The sequence below is a fragment of the Caballeronia sp. 11_S32 genome (genome assembly GCF_056930355.1).
In genome coordinates, this window is the sequence record NZ_JBXOWH010000004.1 from 909,402 (window position 1) to 926,604 (window position 17,203).

General features: G+C 62.5%; 17 protein-coding genes. 4 read left to right on the top strand and 13 right to left on the bottom strand.

Annotated elements, in window-relative coordinates:
• Positions 1–88: 88 nt before the first annotated feature.
• The 8 genes from AC1Z32_RS30290 to AC1Z32_RS30325 all read right to left on the bottom strand — a co-directional run bounded on the left by AC1Z32_RS30290 (position 89) and on the right by AC1Z32_RS30325 (position 11,206).
• A complete protein-coding gene (locus AC1Z32_RS30290) occupies positions 89–2,014 on the bottom strand; it encodes a potassium transporter Kup (RefSeq protein WP_483482518.1) in 1,926 nt (641 codons plus the stop codon).
• 99 nt (positions 2,015–2,113) lie between these two features.
• Positions 2,114–2,950, bottom strand: a complete 837-nt coding sequence (locus tag AC1Z32_RS30295) for a shikimate dehydrogenase family protein (protein ID WP_483482519.1) — start codon at positions 2,948–2,950, stop codon at positions 2,114–2,116.
• Between the two features lie 98 nt (positions 2,951–3,048).
• Positions 3,049–3,783: an ABC transporter ATP-binding protein gene (locus AC1Z32_RS30300; protein WP_062604561.1), complete on the bottom strand. Its 735-nt coding sequence runs from the start codon at positions 3,781–3,783 to the stop codon at positions 3,049–3,051.
• Between the two features lie 691 nt (positions 3,784–4,474).
• On the bottom strand, positions 4,475–6,418 hold the full coding sequence (locus AC1Z32_RS30305) for a branched-chain amino acid ABC transporter ATP-binding protein/permease (protein ID WP_483482520.1): 1,944 nt from the start codon (positions 6,416–6,418) through the stop codon (positions 4,475–4,477).
• A gap of 10 nt (positions 6,419–6,428) precedes the next feature.
• Positions 6,429–7,301, bottom strand: a complete 873-nt coding sequence (locus tag AC1Z32_RS30310) for a branched-chain amino acid ABC transporter permease (protein WP_483482521.1) — start codon at positions 7,299–7,301, stop codon at positions 6,429–6,431.
• Between the two features lie 894 nt (positions 7,302–8,195).
• Positions 8,196–9,407, bottom strand: coding sequence for an ABC transporter substrate-binding protein (locus AC1Z32_RS30315; protein ID WP_483483347.1), 1,212 nt, complete (start codon positions 9,405–9,407; stop codon positions 8,196–8,198).
• Positions 9,408–9,804: 397 nt separating this feature from the next.
• Entirely contained in the window at positions 9,805–10,545 is a 741-nt protein-coding gene (locus tag AC1Z32_RS30320) for an anti-sigma factor family protein (RefSeq protein ID WP_483482522.1), read from the bottom strand.
• Positions 10,535–11,206: an RNA polymerase sigma factor gene (locus tag AC1Z32_RS30325; protein ID WP_483482523.1), complete on the bottom strand. Its 672-nt coding sequence runs from the start codon at positions 11,204–11,206 to the stop codon at positions 10,535–10,537. Before AC1Z32_RS30325 ends, AC1Z32_RS30320 begins: the two co-directional genes overlap by 11 nt.
• Positions 11,207–11,513: 307 nt before the next feature.
• Between AC1Z32_RS30325 and AC1Z32_RS30330 the strand changes: the two genes are divergently transcribed.
• Positions 11,514–12,503, top strand: a complete 990-nt coding sequence (locus AC1Z32_RS30330; RefSeq protein ID WP_483482524.1) for a metallophosphoesterase family protein — start codon at positions 11,514–11,516, stop codon at positions 12,501–12,503.
• Positions 12,500–12,922, top strand: a complete 423-nt coding sequence (locus tag AC1Z32_RS30335) for a cupredoxin domain-containing protein (protein WP_483482525.1) — start codon at positions 12,500–12,502, stop codon at positions 12,920–12,922. The genes AC1Z32_RS30330 and AC1Z32_RS30335 overlap by 4 nt, the downstream gene beginning before the upstream one ends.
• Positions 12,923–12,946: 24 nt before the next feature.
• On the opposite strand, the gene AC1Z32_RS30340 is transcribed toward AC1Z32_RS30335, so the two are convergent.
• From AC1Z32_RS30340 to AC1Z32_RS30350, 3 genes are all read right to left on the bottom strand, one after another.
• Positions 12,947–14,044 (bottom strand): 4-hydroxyphenylpyruvate dioxygenase family protein, encoded by a 1,098-nt coding sequence (locus AC1Z32_RS30340; protein ID WP_483482526.1) that lies wholly within the window; start codon positions 14,042–14,044, stop codon positions 12,947–12,949.
• 179 nt (positions 14,045–14,223) lie between these two features.
• Entirely contained in the window at positions 14,224–14,472 is a 249-nt protein-coding gene (locus AC1Z32_RS30345; RefSeq protein WP_483482527.1) for a hypothetical protein, read from the bottom strand.
• A 37-nt stretch (positions 14,473–14,509) separates the two neighbouring features.
• Entirely contained in the window at positions 14,510–15,010 is a 501-nt protein-coding gene (locus tag AC1Z32_RS30350) for a lecithin retinol acyltransferase family protein (protein ID WP_483482528.1), read from the bottom strand.
• 448 nt (positions 15,011–15,458) lie between these two features.
• On the opposite strand from AC1Z32_RS30350, the gene AC1Z32_RS30355 reads away from it, so the two are divergent.
• Entirely contained in the window at positions 15,459–15,788 is a 330-nt protein-coding gene (locus AC1Z32_RS30355; RefSeq protein WP_483482529.1) for a hypothetical protein, read from the top strand.
• Positions 15,789–15,892: 104 nt separating this feature from the next.
• Positions 15,893–16,663: a PP2C family protein-serine/threonine phosphatase gene (locus AC1Z32_RS30360; protein WP_483482530.1), complete on the top strand. Its 771-nt coding sequence runs from the start codon at positions 15,893–15,895 to the stop codon at positions 16,661–16,663.
• Positions 16,664–16,669: 6 nt separating this feature from the next.
• On the opposite strand, the gene AC1Z32_RS30365 is transcribed toward AC1Z32_RS30360, so the two are convergent.
• The gene (locus AC1Z32_RS30365; RefSeq protein ID WP_483482531.1) at positions 16,670–16,927 is read right to left on the bottom strand and encodes a BrnA antitoxin family protein; all 258 of its coding nucleotides are present in this window, start codon (positions 16,925–16,927) and stop codon (positions 16,670–16,672) included.
• Positions 16,905–17,183: a BrnT family toxin gene (locus AC1Z32_RS30370; RefSeq protein WP_483482532.1), complete on the bottom strand. Its 279-nt coding sequence runs from the start codon at positions 17,181–17,183 to the stop codon at positions 16,905–16,907. The genes AC1Z32_RS30365 and AC1Z32_RS30370 overlap by 23 nt, the downstream gene beginning before the upstream one ends.
• Between the last annotated feature and the right edge of the window lie 20 nt (positions 17,184–17,203).

Here is a 17,203-nt window from a genome sequence, read left to right on the forward strand (position 1 = left end):
TGGTTTGCCGCATTTCTTATCGTGAGTCTTGCTCAATCCTCTGCCGCTTGCTTGCGTCGAATGCACGTCCATCAGTTCAATTGCGCCGTCATATCTCGACTCGCGCGCCGAGCTCGATCACGCGATCGGCCGGCAATCGCAGATAGGCCGCGACGTTGCCCACATTGTGCAGCATGATCGCGAACAGCCGTTCGCGCCAAAGCGCCATGCCCGTGCCCGGCGTCGGCACGACGGTTGCGCGCGAAAGAAAATATGAAATGGTCGCGCGATCGAACTTGAGGCCCGACGAGCGGCATTTTTCCAGCGCCGCGGGCAGATCGACTTCATCCTTGAAGCCGTAGTTCACGGTCACCTGGAAGCAGCCGTTTCCGAGCGTTTGCAAGGTCACGCGCCGCGCTTCCTCGACCCACGGCACGGGCTCGGTCGCGACCGTCAGAAAGACCGTGTGTTCGTGCAGCACACGGTTATGCATGAGATTGTTCAGCAGCGAATGCGGCACGCCATTGGGATCGTTCGACATGAAGATCGCCGTGCCTTCCACGCGCGCGGGCGAACGCGCGAGCAGGCTCGTGAGGAACGGCTTGAGCGGCGTCTCGCCCGCGCGCACGCGCGCTTCCTGGATCATCATCTGCGCGCCGCGGCCCCACGTCGCCATGATCGTGAACATCACGAGGCCGATCGCGACCGGGAACCAGCCGCCGTCCGCGATCTTCAGGCAATTCGCGGAGAAGAACATCGCATCGATCACGAAGAAGAACGCCGTCGCGAAGACGCACAGCGCCCAGTTGTAATGCCATGCGTAGCGGATCACGAAGAAGGTCAGCACCGTCGTGATCAACATCGTGCCGGTAACCGCGATGCCGTATGCGGAGCCGAGCGCCGTCGACGAGCCGAAGCCGAGCACGGCCGCGACGACCGCGAGCAGCAGCGTCCAGTTGATGCCGGGCACATAGATCTGCCCGATCTCCTTCGCCGACGTGTACACGACACTCATGCGCGGCAGAAAGCCGAGTTGCATCGCCTGCTTGGTCATCGAGTAGGTGCCGGAGATCACGGCCTGCGATGCGATGACCGTCGCGATGGTGGACAGCACGACCATTGGATAAAGCATCCACGATGGAAAGAGCCGATAGAACGGATTCTGCAGCGCGGTCGGATCTGCGATCAGGAGCGCGCCCTGGCCGAGATAGTTGAGCGCGAGCGCGGGAAAGACGATTGCGAACCACGTGAGGCGGATCGGACGCGAGCCGAAATGGCCCATGTCGGCATAAAGCGCTTCCGCGCCCGTCAGCGACAGCACGACGGCGCCGAGCGCGACGAACGCGAGCCAGCGATGATGCAGGCAGAACGCAAGCCCTTCGATGGGATTGAGCGCCGCGAGAATATGCGGCGCGTCCTTGATGTTCATGATGCCCGACACCGCGAGCACGATGAACCACAGCACCATCACCGGCCCGAACACCGCGCCGATGCCGGACGTCCCGTGCTTCTGCATCACGAAGAGCGCGATCAGCGCGACGAGCGTCACGGGCACGACATAGGGCTGCAACATCGGCGCTGCCACTTCCAGCCCTTCGACCGCGCTCAGCACGGAAATGGCCGGCGTGATGACGCCGTCGCCGTAGAACAGCGCCGCGCCCATCACGCCGATCATCAACAGCACGTGTTTCAGCCGCTTTTTCGATTCGACCGATGACGCCGCGAGCGCGAGCAGCGCCATGATGCCGCCCTCACCGTGATTGTTGGCGCGCAGGATCAGCGTCACGTACTTGAGCGAAACGATGACGGTGAGCGACCAGAAGATCAGCGACACGATGCCGATCACGTTCGCGGGCTGCAGGGGCAAACCGCCTGCGGGATCGAACACGGTCTTGAGGGTATAGAGCGGGCTCGTGCCGATATCGCCGTAGACGACGCCGAGCGCCGCGAGCGAGAGCCCGAGCAATGCCGGATGGCCGTGCGGTTCGGGCGCGTGCTTGTCGTCCGCCGGAACGCCCGGTGCAGTCGATCCCATGATTCCTCCCTGCATTTTCCAGGCCGCCGCTTCTGCGCGCGGCCTATTTGTCAGAGGATGAGCGTCTGCCTTGCTGTGTCGATTGAAGTATAGGAACGGTTACGCGTACTTGATCTGGGCGACCGCGCGCAATTCGTCGGCGGTGGCGGTGCCGTAGCCGAAAAACTCCAGATACGCCGGGATCATTTCGAAAAGCATATCCGTGCCGACCTGCACGGCGCAGCCCTTGTCTTTTGCCGCGCGCAGGAGCGGCGTGTACTCCGACTTCATCACCACCTCGCCGACGAACGTGCCGGGCGCGATGCGCTCGATATCGAACGGCAGCGGGTCGGTGTCCTTCATGCCGAGCGGCGTCGCGTTCACGATGACGTCGAAGCCCGCGGGATCTTTCGTGTCGGTTCTGACGACGAGCTTCGAATAGTGCTCGCGCAGACGCGACGCGAGCCCTTCGACGGAGGCCGTATTGGTATCGAAGACCGCGAGCTCGGCGACGCCCGCCGCCGCGAGCGACGCGGCGATCGGCGAGCCGACGCCGCCGCTGCCGAGCACGAGCACGCGCGCGCCCGCGAGCTTGCGGCCCTTCCGCTCGACGCCGCGCACGAAGCCCGCGCCGTCGAACTGATCGCCGACCAGCGTGCCGTCGTCGCGCTTGAGGATCGCGTTGCAGGCCCCGGCGATGCGCGCGGTCGGGCTCACTTCGTCCATCAGGCCGACGGTCGTGATCTTGTGCGGCATGGTGACGAGCGCGCCGCGGATGTTCGTGAGCTTGAAGAGATGCGGCAGGAACGCGACGTAATCCTCGGGTTTGACGCCCATCGGCACGACGACCGCGTCGATGCCCTGCTTGTCGAACCACGGGTTGTAGATCATCGGCGCCTTGAACGCTTCGGTCGGGTAGCCGATGTGAGCAATCAGAGTGGTCTTGCCGCTGATCATGGCAGCTCCTTGTGAGGATGTCGGAGGCGCGCGTGTGTACGCACGCCGTAACCATGATAGTTCGGCCTGGCTTTCCGCACTGCGGCAATTGCCTCGGGCTAGTGACTCGCGCCCAGATAGGCTGCCTTCACCGAGGGATCGTTGCGCAACTGCTCGGCCGGGCCGTGCGTCGCCACGCGGCCGTTTTCGAGCACGTAGCCGTAATCGGCGACATTGAGCGCGGCGGCCGCGAATTGCTCGACGAGCAGCATCGTGACGCCATCGGCCTTGAGGCGCTCGATGATGCGGAACACTTCGTCGACGAGAATGGGCGCGAGGCCCATCGATGGTTCGTCGAGCAGCACGAGGTCGGGGTTGAGCATGATCGCGCGGGCCATCGCGAGCATTTGTTGCTCGCCGCCTGAGAGTGTGCCCGCCAGCTGGTTGCGGCGCTCTTTCAGGCGCGGGAACAGTTCGATCGCGCGTTCCAGGTCGGCGTTGACATCGCCTTTCGGTCTTGACCACGTGAGGCGCGGGAAGGCCCCTAGCAGCAGGTTGTCGGTCACCGACATTGTCGCGAAGACGCGGCGGCCTTCAGGGGAATGCGCTAACCCTAAGCGCGCGATCTTGTGCGAGTCCAGCGAGTCGATGCGCTTGGCGTTGCTTCCGACGCCCATCGTGATCTCGCCTTCGGTCGCTTTGATCATGCCGGAGATCGCGCGCATCGTCGTGGTTTTGCCTGCGCCGTTCGAGCCGATCAAGGTTACGACCTTCGCCTTCGGCACGTTCAGTGATATGCCATGCAGGACTTTGACTTTGCCGTAGCCGGCGTGGAGGTTTTTGATCGTCAGCATTATTGTCTTCCGCTTGCGCTTCGGTGATGTCTCTCGCTTGCGCTTCTATAGAAACCTGCTTTCGTGTCGGTCTATTTGCTCTGCCCCTATGCGGGGCGGCAGTCACTTTCTTTGCTGCTGCAAAGAAAGTAACCAAAGAAACAGCTATCCCCATCCAAAGTACTTCACACCGGCCCCGGCACAGAACTGCGCAAGTGGTCCGGCAGTAGCGAGTGCCCTCACAAAACTCACCGGGCTTGGATCGCGCACGGTCCGTCACATCGCACCACTCAACTGACTGGTAAGGCGCCAAATAGCTCCGGCCCGCTTCGCGGCCGACCGGTCCATCGGGTCCGCACGCGAATTCTTGCTAACGCTTCTATCTCTGCGCATTCGCCGCAAGTTGGTTTCCCTTGCAAACCCAGCGGCAGCGCGTAGCGCTGTGCCGGAACTCTTTGGTGCTGAACCAGCGCGCTTAGTGTTCTGGCTTGTCAGACCGTGCGCGGTCCACGCCCGGCTAGACCTACGAGGGCACTCGCTACTGCCGGACCACGTGCCATCTTCTGTGCCGGGGCCGGCATGAAGCACTTTGGATGGGGATAGCTGTTTCTTTGGTTACTTTCTTTGCAGCAGCAAAGAAAGTGACTGCCGCCCCGCATAGGGGCAACGCCAATAGACCGACACGAAAGCAGGATTCCACGTAAAAAAAGCCTCAAGCAGCCTGCTCAGTCTGCCCTCCAAGATAAGCCTCGATAACCTTCTCATTAGCCTGAATCTCGGCAGGCTTGCCTTCAGCAATCTTCTGCCCGAAGTCCAACACAGAAACGGTGTCACACACACTCATGACCACATCCATGTGATGTTCGATCAACACAAGCGTGATCCCATGGTTACGCACCTTGCGAATGATCGCGACAAGCTCGCGAATATCCGGCGCGGTCAAACCGGCTGCCGGTTCATCGAGCAGAAGCAACTGGGGATCCAGAGCCAAAGCCCGAGCGATTTCGAGCAACCGCTGCTTACCGTAAGGCAGGTTACGCGCTTCCTCCCCCGCGACACTTTCAAGCCCAACGAAACGCAGCATGTTGAAAGCCCGCTCGCGCGCCGCGCGCTCTTCACGCCGATAACGCGGACTCATCACCCCGACATCCGCGAAATTGGACTTGAACGTGTGATGCAACCCAACGAGCACATTCTCGAGCGCAGTCATCTCACCAAAAAGCTGCACGTTCTGGAACGTCCGCGCGATGCCCGACAGCGCAATCTTCGACGAGGTGCGTCCCGCGATCGAATGCCCTTCGTACTCGATCGCGCCGGCGGTCGGCACATAGATGCCCGTCAGCACGTTCATCATCGTGCTCTTGCCCGAGCCGTTCGGGCCGATCAAGCCGTGAATGGTGCCGCGTTTCACCGTCAGGTTCACATCGTTCAACGCCTTCAGGCCGCTGAACTGCATCAGCACGCCGCGCACATCGAGGATCGTGTCCGCGCCTTGCGTTCCGACGGCCGCGACCGCGTCGTCCTGACGCGTGTGGCTCGCGAGCTCATCGGTATCGACCTTGGTCACGCGCACGCGACCCAGATGGAGCGTCTTGCGCACGAAGCCGACAATGCCGTCCTGAAGGTAATACACGACCAGCAGAATCATCAGGCCGAAGATGGTCAGACGCCAGTCCGTCAGCGCTTCGATCCAGAACGAGAACACGGCGAGACCCGCCGTGCCGATGATCGGCACCGCGACACGCTGCGGCGTCGTGGTCTTGCGCACAAGCGCGAGCACGGCCCCCGCGACGACGACCGCCGCGAGCGCGGTCGCAACGACGCGGAAGTTCGAGATGTCGTCGAGCAGCTTCGGCAACAGCACGATGACCGTCGAGCCGATGATCGCGCCCATGCGCGTCTTGCGCCCGCCCATGATGATCGCGAGCAGGAACAGAATCGTCAGCTCGAAGTTATACGTGTTCGGCGAAATGTACTGCTCTGAGTACGAATAAAGGCAGCCCGCGAGCCCCGCGAAGCCCGCGCTGATCACGAACGCATACACCTTGTAGCGATACACCGACACGCCCATGCAGTCCGATGCGATCGGGCTGTCGCGCAATGCCTCGAACGCGCGTCCGAGATGCGACTTCAGCACGCGATGCACGACGATCAGCGACACGACGAGCAATGCGGCAACGAGCCAGTAATACTCCACTTCGTCGAGCCTGTGACCGGCGAACATCGGCTTCGGGATCTTCAGTCCCATTGGGCCGTTCGTCAGGAAATCCATCTCGTTGATGAGGATCTGGATGATCGTGCCGAACGCGAGCGTCACCATCGCGAGATAAGGGCCGGACACGCGCAAGGCGGGCAATGCGAGGATCGCGCCGAAGCCGGCCGTCACCAGAATCGCGAGCGGCGCGGTCACGAAGAACGGCATGCCGAGCTTCGCGAAGAGCACGCCCGCCGTATATGCGCCCACGCCGAACAGGCCCGCATGGCCGAGCGAAACCTGTCCGGTATAACCCACCACGATATCGAGCCCGAACAGCAGGATCGCGTAGATCATGATGGTTTCGACGAGGTGGATGTAGTACGGATTGCCCGACACCACCGGAAAAATTGCGAGTGCGGCGAGCCCGACCAGCGCCGCGATCCAGTTCTTTGCTTTCATCGTCGCCGCCTCAGACTTTCTTGATCGCCGTCTTGCCGAAGAGACCTGCGGGCTTGACCGCAAGCACGATCAAGAGCAGCACGAGCCCCGGCACATCCTTGTAGCCGGTGGAAATATAGAAGCCGGTCGTCGTCTCCGCGATGCCGAGAATCATCCCGCCAACGATGATGCCCATGCCGCTCGACAGGCCGCCGATGATCGCCACCGCGAATGCCTTGAGGCCGAGTACCGCGCCCATCGTCGCGCCCGTCAGCGTGAGCGGCGCGATCAAGACCCCTGCAAATGCAGCGGTCAACGATGAAAGCGCATACGAGAACGTGATGACGAGCCCCGTGTTGATGCCCATGAGCGAGGCCGCATCGCGATCATTCGCCGTGGCGACCACGGCCTTGCCGAAGATGGTCTTGCGGTTGAAGAACTCGACCGCGAGCATCATCACGAGCGCGCCGCCGACGACGAGCAGTTCCATCGGCAGCACGTTCGCGCCGAAGACCTGCAGCGGCGCCTCGGGCAACGGCGACGGAAAGCGCAGATCGTCGCGGCCCCAGATGTTTTCAGCGACGTTCTTGAAGATGATGCCGAGCGCGATCGTCGACATGATCCAGCCGAACTCGGACTTGATCTTGATCGCGGGGCGCACGCCAATGCGCTCGACGAAGGAGCCCTGCACCAGCCCGAAGAGGCACACGAGCGGAATCATCAACCAGTAATTGACACCCGCCGATACGAGCGTGAGGCCCACGAGCGCGCCGAGCATCAGCGCATCGCCCTGGCCGAAGTTCAGCGTGCCGGATGTGGCGAACGTCAGTTGGTAGCCGAAGGCGATCACGGCGTAGATCATGCCTAACGCGATGCCGCTGTAGATGAGTTGCAGGAGAATCATCGTGCGTGCTCTTCTCTTTTATTGCTCTTTTACGTGGAATCCGGAATTCGTTTCGGTCTGTTTGCTCTGCCCCTGTGCGGGGCGGGCCGGTAGTCGCTTTCTTTGCTGCTATGGAATCCTGTTTTCGTGTCGGTCTATTTGCTCTGCCCCTGTGCGGGGCGGGCCGGTAGTCGCTTTCTTTGCTGCTATGGAATCCTGTTTTCGTGTCGGTCTGTTTGCTCCGCCCCTGTGCGGGGCGGCAGTCACTTTCTTTGCTGCTGCAAAGAAAGTAACCAAAGAAACAGCTATCCCCATCCAAAGTACTTCACACCGGCCCCGGCACAGAAGAAGTCTCGTGGTCCGGCAGTAGCGAGTGCCCTCATAGGCCTAACCGGGCTTGGATCGCGCACGGTCTGTCACATCGCACCACTCAACTGACTGGTAAGGCTCCAACTAGCTCCGGCCCGCTTCGCGGCCGACCGGTCCATCGGGTCCGCGCGTGCTTCTTTACTTACACTTCCATCTCACTGCATTCGCCCACCGTTGGTTTCCCTTGTAGACCCAGCGGCAGCGCGTAGCGCTGTGCCGGAACTCTTTGGTGCTGAACCAGCGCGCTATAACTTCTAGCTTGTCAGACCGTGCGCGGTCCACGCCCGATTAGGCCTATGAGGGCACTCGCTACTGCCGGACCACTTGCGCAGTTCTGTGCCGCGGCCGGCCTGAAGCACTTTGGATGGGACAAGCTGTTTCTTTGGTTACTTTCTTTGCAGCAGCAAAGAAAGTGACTGCCGCCCCGCACAGGGGCAGAGCAAATAGACCGACGCGAAAACAGGATTTAACGAAAACCGAAGCGAAAGCAAACAAACCTTCGACGAAGCCGAAGAACCCGAAGGCTCTCCGGCCCAAGCAATAACCTCAGTTAGAAGCAGTCGTAGTCTGCTTGGCACGCAGCGTACTGCCACCCTTCTTATCCGCGTCGTACGCGTAAATCACGCGTCCACTCTTCACCTCACCGATCACCGGCACATTCGGCGTAATCGCCTCATGATCCGCCTTCGTGAAAGGCTTGTCGTAGACCATCACAACGCCCTCCACCTTCGTGTTCAGGCTCTCGAGTGCTTCCTTGACCTTCGGGCCATCCGTCGTGCCAGCCTGCTTGATCGCCGCCGCGAGCAGATATACCGAGTCATAACCTTGCGCCGCCGACACCGGCGAATCGATGCGATCGTTCTTCGGCTTGAACTCCTTCACGTAGGCATCGATGAAAGCCTTGCGCTTCGGCGTATTCGCTTCCTGAATGAAGGTCTGCGGCATGCGCGCGCCCTCTCCGTTCGTACCCGCGTTGTCGATGTAGTTCGCCATCGAAAGCGTCCAGCTGCCGATCAGCGGCACCTTCCAGCCAAGCTTGGCCATGCCGTTCGCGACCTGCGCGAGTTCCGGCCCGATGCCATACGTCAGCACCGCTTCGGCACCAGCCTGCTTCGCCTTAAGCAACTGGGCCGTCATGTCGACGTCCTTGATGTTGAACTTCTCGACGGCAACAGGCTTCACGCCCTTCGCGGCCAGCGCCTTCTCCAGATCCTCGCGGCCAAGCTGGCCATAGTTGGTCGAATCGGCCAGGATCGCAACCTTCTTGAAACCACGTTTGGCAACGGCTTCCTCGACGATCATCGGTGCCTGGATGCGGTCGGCGGCCGCGTTGCGGAACACGTAGTTATCGGGCTGATCGTCGAACTGCTTCGTCACCACCGTGCCGGTCGCGACATTGTTGAACACGGGAATCTTCGCTTCCTGGAAGAAGCGCTGCGACGCGAGCGCGACACCGGTATTGATATAGCCGACGACCGCGACGACCTTCTCCTTGTTGATGAGCTCCTGCGCGATCTGCACGCCGCGCTCGTTCTTCGCTTCGTCATCACGTTCGACCAGCACGATCTGACGGCCGAGCACGCCGCCCGACTTGTTGATCTCCGCGGTCGCGAGACGCACCCCGTCGCGCATGCTGACACCCATGGAAGACGAACCGCCCGTGAACGGACCATCGACGCCGATCTTGATCGGGTCGGCCGCGTGCGCCAACGAGAAAACGCCAAACGCGAGCGCGCTCGCAATGAGGTTCATCTTCATACCCATGTGTGTCTCCGTCGCCTGATTCGTTATTTGAAAGCCCATGCAACGCGGGAAATGCTTGCAATGCCTCTTTTAAGTGCACTGTGCGTTATCGATTACATAGGTTGTGAGCGAGTGTAGAAAAATGTAAGGATATGACCATATTCGGACATACCCGAAGAGCACGAGCGTTAGCGCACACCTGACGCATCGTAAGTGTGCAAGGCATGGAATAAGGCCGAAAACATGGATTACCAAGGCGGGATTTAGACAGCATCCCAAAGCGTTTTTTCAGGCTAGGGAAAGCGGAGAGACAGCGGGTATACGCGTAAAGAAGCGCGCGGCATCCCCTTGAGGACGACCGCGCGCAATCTTCATCTTTCCAGTCATGTAAAGCGTTTGCGCGATGCGTTTTTCAGCGCGGCGCGCCGGTTTCCATCGCATGCGCGAACTGGCGCAGCACCGCGCCGGATGCATCGGTGACGGCCCAGAACGTCATGCCATCGTGATTCCAACGCGCGAGCGCGTAACCGTCGTCGGATTGCGTGACGACCGGCGAGAACGCCTTGTCGTTCGTCCCGCTCTTCCCTTCGCCCTTGCGCTCGGGAAACACGTACACGTCGATCGGATGCTTCAGATAGCGATAGACGACGACCGCCACCGGCCGATGATCGATGTAGTCCAGCCGCCCGCCGACGAGCGCGAAGCCCGGCCCCGCCGGATCGATCACCGGCGGCGCATAGTCGATGCGGCCGTTGAACCACGGCTTCACGGTGTGCTTGTCGCTCGACAGCACATCGATCGGACGGTCCGACATCAACGCGCGCACGTGGCTCGACACGATTTCCTGCGCGATGGGCGAACCCGTCGATACAGTCGACATGAGCGGCACGGCCTGAAACCACAGCATCGTGCCGAGCACGAGCGCGGAAAGGGTCGCGCCCGCGAACGCGCCGCCGAAGAACGGCCACGGCGCGGCGAACGGATTGCGCGAGCCGCGTTTCGGGCGTCGTGCCGGCTCATGCCTGCGTGCTTCTTCTTCCGTTTCCGCGCGCACGCGCGCGAGCACCTGCGCCCGCAAATGAACCGGCGCACGCTGATACAGCGAGCCATCGGCGAGCCTCGTATCGAGCGAGGCGGTGTCGTTATTTTCCATTTCCCGACTCCTCTGAATGACCCGGTCCCGCGCGTCGCACGAGGCGCACGCTCGGCTTGTCCTGCCCGCCTTGCGCCGCGCGCACCGCCCCCGCCAGCATCTTGCGGCCGCGCGCGAGCCGCGACATCACCGTGCCGATCGGCACGCCGGTCACGGATGCCACTTCCTTGTAACTCATGTCTTCCAGCTCACGTAACACCAGCACCTCGCGAAAGGCGATCGGCAGCGCCTCCAGCGCGCGATGCACCAGATGAATCTCGTCGCGGCGCACGGCGAGCGTTTCCGGGTCGGCCGCGCCTTCCTCCGACCAGCCGGGCAAGGCTTCGTCGCCGCCCAGTTCCTCGTCGTAGGGCGTCGCGTCCGCGAGTTGCACGCGCCGCCGCCATTCCGTGAACCACGTGTTGCGCACGATCGCGAGCAGCCACGCCCGCGCGTTCGCTTCCTCGCCGCCCTCGAACCCGCCGAAGAACCGGAACGCGCGCAGATAGGCTTCCTGCACGACATCGTCGGCATCGCTCGCGCTGCCCGACAGCCAGCGCGCGAGGTTGTAGGCGGCGTCGAGGTGCGGCATCACCGTCGCCTCGAAGCGCGCGTGAACCGCCTCGGCGTCCGCCTGGCCGCGGCGCCCGGACCGGTCTTCTTTCGACTTGCCTGGCCACATCACGCGGGTCTCCTTTGGACAACCACGTTCGGGGAACATCGCCCGGGCGCAGCCGGATGCTGCTTTGCCGCGCCTTCCCCACCGATACTCCCGGCGCACCCGGTTTATTCCCGTTCGTGGCGGCGACTCAGAAAAATATAGCGGGAATAACGCACAGCCTTCACCGGTTCGATGAACGGATGCCGCAGCGACTGAGCCCTTCGGGACGATGTCGCGCCGGCCTCGCGCCCATGCATCGAGCCGCCATGCGCGTTTCTCGCCGACTAGAACGACACGAACCGCGGCCGCAATCATCAAAGGAACCGCCATGAAATCCGATCCCACTCTCCCGCCTCCCGCGCAGGAACGCGACGAACTCGACGATCACGGCAAGCGCCGCCGCACCGCACTTTCGTGCATGGCATGGGCGGGCGCGGGCGTGATCTGGACCGTGAGCGGCGGCGTGCCCGTGTCGCGCCTGATCTCGTCGGCGCAAGCTGCCGAGAAGACCAGCTCGTTCAGCTTCGTGCAGATCAGCGACAGCCATATCGGCTTCAACAAGGACCCGAACACCGAGCCTGCGAGCACGCTCGAAGAAGCCATCGGCCGCGTGGGCGCGATGGGCAAGCGTCCCGCCTTCATGATCCATACCGGCGACATCACGCATCTGTCGAAGCCCGCCCAGTTCGATACGGCAATGCAGATCATCGGCAAGGCGGGCATGGACGTGCACTACGTGCCCGGCGAGCACGATGTATTGGTCGAGGACGGCAATGCGTTCTTCGATCGTTTCTCCGGGCAATACGGCAAAGGCAGCAATCGTCACTGGTACAGCTTCGATCAGGGCGGCGTGCACTTCATCGGCCTGACCAACGTGATCGATCTGAAGGGCGGCGGCCTCGGCTTTCTCGGCGATGCGCAGCTCGCATGGCTCAAGGCCGACTTGCAGGACAAGTCGAGCAGCACGCCGATCGTCGTGTTCGCGCATATTCCGCTGTGGGCGCTCTATCCCCAATGGGGCTGGGGCACCGACGACAGCGCGCAGGCGCTCGCGCTCCTGAAGCGCTTCGGTTCGGTGACAGTGCTGAACGGCCACGTGCATCAGGTGGCGCAGAAGGTGGAGGGCGAGATGCGCTTCTATTCCGCGATGTCGACGGCGTTTCCGCAGCCCGCGCCCGGCGCGGCGTCCGGCCCCGGGCCGATGAAAGTGCCCGCCGAGCAATTGCGCACGATGCTCGGCCTGCGCGAAGTCACGCACATCGCGGGGCGCGGACAACTCGCGGTGACGGACACGTCGCTCGCCGGGGTGCAGTCATGATCGCCGCCCTCGCCCGCCGTGCTTCGCTCATCGTTACGCCCGCGAATCTGCGCCCGCTCGCCGGCAGGTTTCTGCGCAAGGCCGCGTTCGCGCTCGTCGTGAAGGGCATCGTCAGCGCCGCGATCCCGAGCGCGTGCGCGCAGGAACCCGCGCAACAGGTCGCGGCGGCGAGCGCGCCGACCATTTCCATCGACAACTTCTCGTTCAACCACGCGACGATCACGGTGCCGGCCGGCACGAAGGTGACATGGGTGAATCACGACGACATGCTGCACACCGTCACAGATGAGGGCAAGACCTTCAAGTCCGATCCGCTCGACAGCGGCGAAAGCTTCTCGCATGTGTTCGACAAGCCGGGCACGTACAAGTACTTCTGCTCGCTGCATCCGCACATGACCGGCACGGTCGTCGTGCAATGAGGCCGCGAGCGAAGGCGTGCCGGTTCAGCCGCGCGCCTTCGCGATCGCGGCGAGATTGCCCTCGCCGAACCCATGATGCCCGCGCCGCTCGACGATCTCGAAGAACATGTCGCCGGGCTTGCGCTCGACGAATGTCTGCAGGAAAAGCTGCGGCGTGCCATCCGGGAGAATTTCACCGTCGACGAGAATGCCGCGCGTGCGCAATTTCCCGATGTCGAGCCCGTGGCCGGGAAGCCGCTCGTCGATTTCATCGTAATAGCGCGGCGGCGGCTGCAGGAAGCGCACGCCGCGCGCCAGCAACGCATCGACGGAAGCGAAGATATCCGCCGATGCCAGCGCGATATGCTGCACGCCCTCGCCTTCGTGATCGGGCAAATACTGCTGCATCAGGTCCGTGCGATACGTGCCCTCCTCATACACCGGAATGCGGATCGAGCCGCACGGCGAGAGCGTGACGGCCGAATCCTGCGACACGTGCCAGTCCGGGTGCACCTGATGAATCTCCGAGAAGTGCAGCACCTCGCGGTAAAAGTCGAGCCATTCCTGGATGCGGCCCGCGCCGACCGTCTGCGTGAAGTGGTCCACCTCGAGCAGACCCGTGTCTTTCTGGTCCGCGCCCGCACCGGGAATCGGACGGAAATCGATATCGTAGATCGACGCCTCGCTTCCGCTGCCTTTGCCCGGCCAGTGATCGACGAAATAGATATGTGAATCGCCGATGCCCTGAATCGCCGGGATTGCCAACTCGTTCGGGCCGATCTTCTCGCCCTCGAAATCCCACGCGCCGTATTCGAGCGCGCGCTCATGGGCGACCTGCGCATCGAGCACGCGGATGCCGATCGCCGCGATGCCGACGCCGTGCGACTCGGCGAAGCGCGACGCGAACGAATCCGGCTCCGCGTTCAGCAGAAAATTCATGCTGCCCTGGCGAAACAGCGTCACCGCCTTGCTGATATGCCGCGCGGCGGGCACGAAGCCGAGCGTCTCGAACAGCCGGGCGAGCCCTTCGGGATCGGGACTGGAAAACTCGACGAACTCAAGCCCCGCGATGCCGAGCGGATTGTCGCCGAGGTTCGGATCGGGCGTCGCGCGGGCGGAGGAAGAGGAGTCGGGCTGGGTCATCGGCAATACCTCGAAAATGTACGATCTGGTTCACGGACGCCAAACTACCACGACCTGCCGCATCCGTGCGACCCGGCGACTTCATCGAACAGCCGGAAATGTTGCACCTAGAGTAGCGGCAGCGGGATCGCCGTGTCAAAGCCGGGGCGGCCCGACGCCCCCCGGCTGATCGTAAAGCCTCAGGCGGCGAGGCGTTCCGCGCTCATCGACGGACGCCTGGCTTGAGGCGGAAACACGTTCCAGGTGCCGTCGTCGTGGCGGAAGAAGATGATCGCGAGCGGGCCGCCCGGATGCTGCGCCTCGATGCAGACATAGCGCGCGCCGGTGACATGCGAGCGGCATAGACGCACGACGCGTGCCGGATGCGCGGGTGTCGGGGCGAGCCATTTGTCCACGGCCCAGTGCAGCGAATTTTCGGTGGTTTGCATGATGGTCTCCTCGGGATGCGGCTTCCTGGCGTGGGGTTCAGGCGGCGAGCGCCGCGTTCATGCGGCGGCGGCGCTCGGCGGCGACATAGGCGCGAAACAGTCCGGTCACGGCGCGCAGCGCTGCCTGCGGATGCACGAAGCAGGCTTGCACCTGACGGCTGCGGGCACGGCCGTCGATGCACCATGTGACGAAGTGCTCGCAATTGTTGGTGAGCAGGCGATACTGGTCTTCGCCGAGGCGGCTGCGCGCGCGGCGCACTGCTTCCATGCCGACGAACTTCGCGGCCGGGTTCTGGCGGATCGTGACTTCGTGGCCGGCGGCGAACTGCTCGATGGTGACTTCCTCGACCGGGCCGCGATGCAGCGACTTCGCGAAGCCCGCATAGTGAATGACCATGCCGTTGCCGGCGTAGAGGCCGTGATGTTCGTAACCCGAGCGGCGCGTGACGAGTTCGGTGCCGAGCGCCGGTTCGTCGTCGAGCGAGAAACCGCACACGGCGGCTTGCTGGTCGATCAGTCCGGATTGGTTGGTTGACATGGCTGGCTCCGATTTTTTGCTGCTTGGCGCGATGTGTTTGTTTGGCGCCGGGTTGCCATGCCTTTTGCATCTTTCTTGCCAGCTTCTTTAAGCCATTGAATTTGTTGAGTTTCAGTCGACTGGCGAGCCCTTCGCGACCAATTGATGTTTTTTCTGGACCAACAGTTTTCCGATGTGTTTGTTGGGTTCGATGCGCCAGATTCGGAGTCGCCGCCATCCCACGGATCGATGGCCAATGTGTTGGTTCTTCCGCGAGGCGCCGACATCGCTTGTTGGCGCCGATCCAACTGATGCGGGAGCGGGCGCTTCGCCGCTGGCATCGGCCGATGCCGCCGAAACCCCGCCAGATCGGCCACGCGGCGAAAAGCGCGAGCCGGGCGTGCGCATCGGCACAGGCCTTGCATTGACTCCGGGCGTCCTGCTCGCAGGCCATCCACGGAGAAACGACATGTGCGCTCTCAGCGTCACCGATCTCGACTACGACCGCGAACTCGATCACGCAGCGATGTCGGCCATCAGCGGCGGAGGCGGCGCGCCATGGATATTCGGCTGGATCACGCCGTTCATCGACCGTCCGCCGGTCAGCGCCGGTGGCGGCGTCGGCGTGGTGAATCTCATCGATGTGACCAACAACATCTACGAGGTCACCAACAACATCACCAACATCACGGTCGGCCAGATGATCAATCAGTTCCAGAGCGTCGCGGTCAGCAACACGGGCAACGGCGCGACGCTCACCGTCAGTCCGAACTCGGTGGCGGGGAATCGGGCGGGCTGAGCGTGCACATCAAGATTCGATTCGGACGCGCGCGGGTACACAATGAGCGGGATCGCCCGCCTTGTCCGCCCGACGCCGCGCCACCCAGAACGCCGGAGGTTGCCGTGACCTTCACCACTGAGTTTCGATGGACTTCCGCCGCCCGCACCGACACCGGCTGCGTGCGGCAGATCAATGAAGACGCATTGCTCGATGCGCCCGAGCGCGGCCTGTGGGCCGTCGCGGACGGCATGGGCGGGCATGCGGTCGGCGACCTCGCGAGCCGGATGGTGATCGACGGTCTCGCGAAGGTGCCAGGCACGAACGGGCTCGCGAGCGTCATCGCCGATGCGCGCGCGCGGCTCTTCGAGGTGAACGAACAGTTGCGCGCGGAAGCGGCGCGGCGACAGGTATCGCGCATCGGCAGCACGGTGGTGGTGCTCGCGGCGCGTGACCGCGCGTGCGCCTATCTTTGGGCGGGCGACAGCCGCATCTATCTGTTCCGGCACGGCCGGCTCATGCAGATCACGCGCGATCACAGCCATGTCGAAGAACTGAAGGCGCGCGGGCAACTCACGGCGGAGGAAGCGCTGCATCATCCGGCGCAGCACCTGATCACGCGCGCGGTCGGGGCGCTTGATGTGCTCGAACTCGACGAAAACACGCTCGAGCTCAACGACGGCGATACCTTCCTGTTATGCAGCGACGGGTTGTCGAACGAAGTGAGCGAAGCGGAGATGGCGAACGAGCTCGCGCCGGGGAATTGCGAGGCGGCGGCGCAAAGGCTGCTGGAGATCGCGCTGGCGCGCGGCGGGCGCGACAACATTTCGGTGGTCGTCGCGCATGCGGAGGATCTGGTGGCGAGCGATAAGACGCAGGTGAATCCAGGGGTGTAGCGTCGCTTAGGAATGACGGCGCTGTTGCGTCTGCATATAGGCGCGCAGAAGCCGGTTGATTCGCGTCTGGTAACCCTTTCCTTGTTGGCGAAACCATTCCAGTACGTCGGCATCCAGGCGCATCGTCACAGCTTGCTTCGGCGGCACGTGTAGTTCCGCGTTTTCGAAGAAGGCGTCATCGAGTTCCGGGATATCCGAAAAATCGATCTCGGTGTCCTTCATCTTGGCCAGCCGCTTCCAGTCAGTTCCCGATTTCTTGCTCATATCGTCTTGCCTCGTGTCTCGCTGCCTTGCGCGCCGATACGACCCGGATCACATCCGCATATCGCTCGACATACACCACGACGCCGATCAACTCCTTCATCCAACCCAGCGCTATCCACCTTTCCTCTCCATACGCTTCCCGCGTATCCGGCCACATCAATACCGGGTGATTGAATACGTCGACTGCATCTCGAAAATCGATTCCGTGCTTTCGAATGTTGGTTTGATTTTTCTTTTCATCCCACTCGAAATGCACACATCATCCGTATTGACGTT

Bases quoted from the DNA above. Each gene is read 5' to 3' on its own strand.
- AC1Z32_RS30290 (WP_483482518.1), bottom strand. From the start codon at position 2,014: ATGGGATCGACTGCACCGGGCGTTCCGGCGGACGACAAGCACGCGCCC.
- AC1Z32_RS30295 (WP_483482519.1), bottom strand. From the start codon at position 2,950: ATGATCAGCGGCAAGACCACTCTGATTGCTCACATCGGCTACCCGACC.
- AC1Z32_RS30300 (WP_062604561.1), bottom strand. From the start codon at position 3,783: ATGCTGACGATCAAAAACCTCCACGCCGGCTACGGCAAAGTCAAAGTC.
- AC1Z32_RS30305 (WP_483482520.1), bottom strand. From the start codon at position 6,418: ATGAAAGCAAAGAACTGGATCGCGGCGCTGGTCGGGCTCGCCGCACTC.
- AC1Z32_RS30310 (WP_483482521.1), bottom strand. From the start codon at position 7,301: ATGATTCTCCTGCAACTCATCTACAGCGGCATCGCGTTAGGCATGATC.
- AC1Z32_RS30315 (WP_483483347.1), bottom strand. From the start codon at position 9,407: ATGAAGATGAACCTCATTGCGAGCGCGCTCGCGTTTGGCGTTTTCTCG.
- AC1Z32_RS30320 (WP_483482522.1), bottom strand. From the start codon at position 10,545: ATGGAAAATAACGACACCGCCTCGCTCGATACGAGGCTCGCCGATGGC.
- AC1Z32_RS30325 (WP_483482523.1), bottom strand. From the start codon at position 11,206: ATGTGGCCAGGCAAGTCGAAAGAAGACCGGTCCGGGCGCCGCGGCCAG.
- AC1Z32_RS30330 (WP_483482524.1), top strand. From the start codon at position 11,514: ATGAAATCCGATCCCACTCTCCCGCCTCCCGCGCAGGAACGCGACGAA.
- AC1Z32_RS30335 (WP_483482525.1), top strand. From the start codon at position 12,500: ATGATCGCCGCCCTCGCCCGCCGTGCTTCGCTCATCGTTACGCCCGCG.
- AC1Z32_RS30340 (WP_483482526.1), bottom strand. From the start codon at position 14,044: ATGACCCAGCCCGACTCCTCTTCCTCCGCCCGCGCGACGCCCGATCCG.
- AC1Z32_RS30345 (WP_483482527.1), bottom strand. From the start codon at position 14,472: ATGCAAACCACCGAAAATTCGCTGCACTGGGCCGTGGACAAATGGCTC.
- AC1Z32_RS30350 (WP_483482528.1), bottom strand. From the start codon at position 15,010: ATGTCAACCAACCAATCCGGACTGATCGACCAGCAAGCCGCCGTGTGC.
- AC1Z32_RS30355 (WP_483482529.1), top strand. From the start codon at position 15,459: ATGTGCGCTCTCAGCGTCACCGATCTCGACTACGACCGCGAACTCGAT.
- AC1Z32_RS30365 (WP_483482531.1), bottom strand. From the start codon at position 16,927: ATGAGCAAGAAATCGGGAACTGACTGGAAGCGGCTGGCCAAGATGAAG.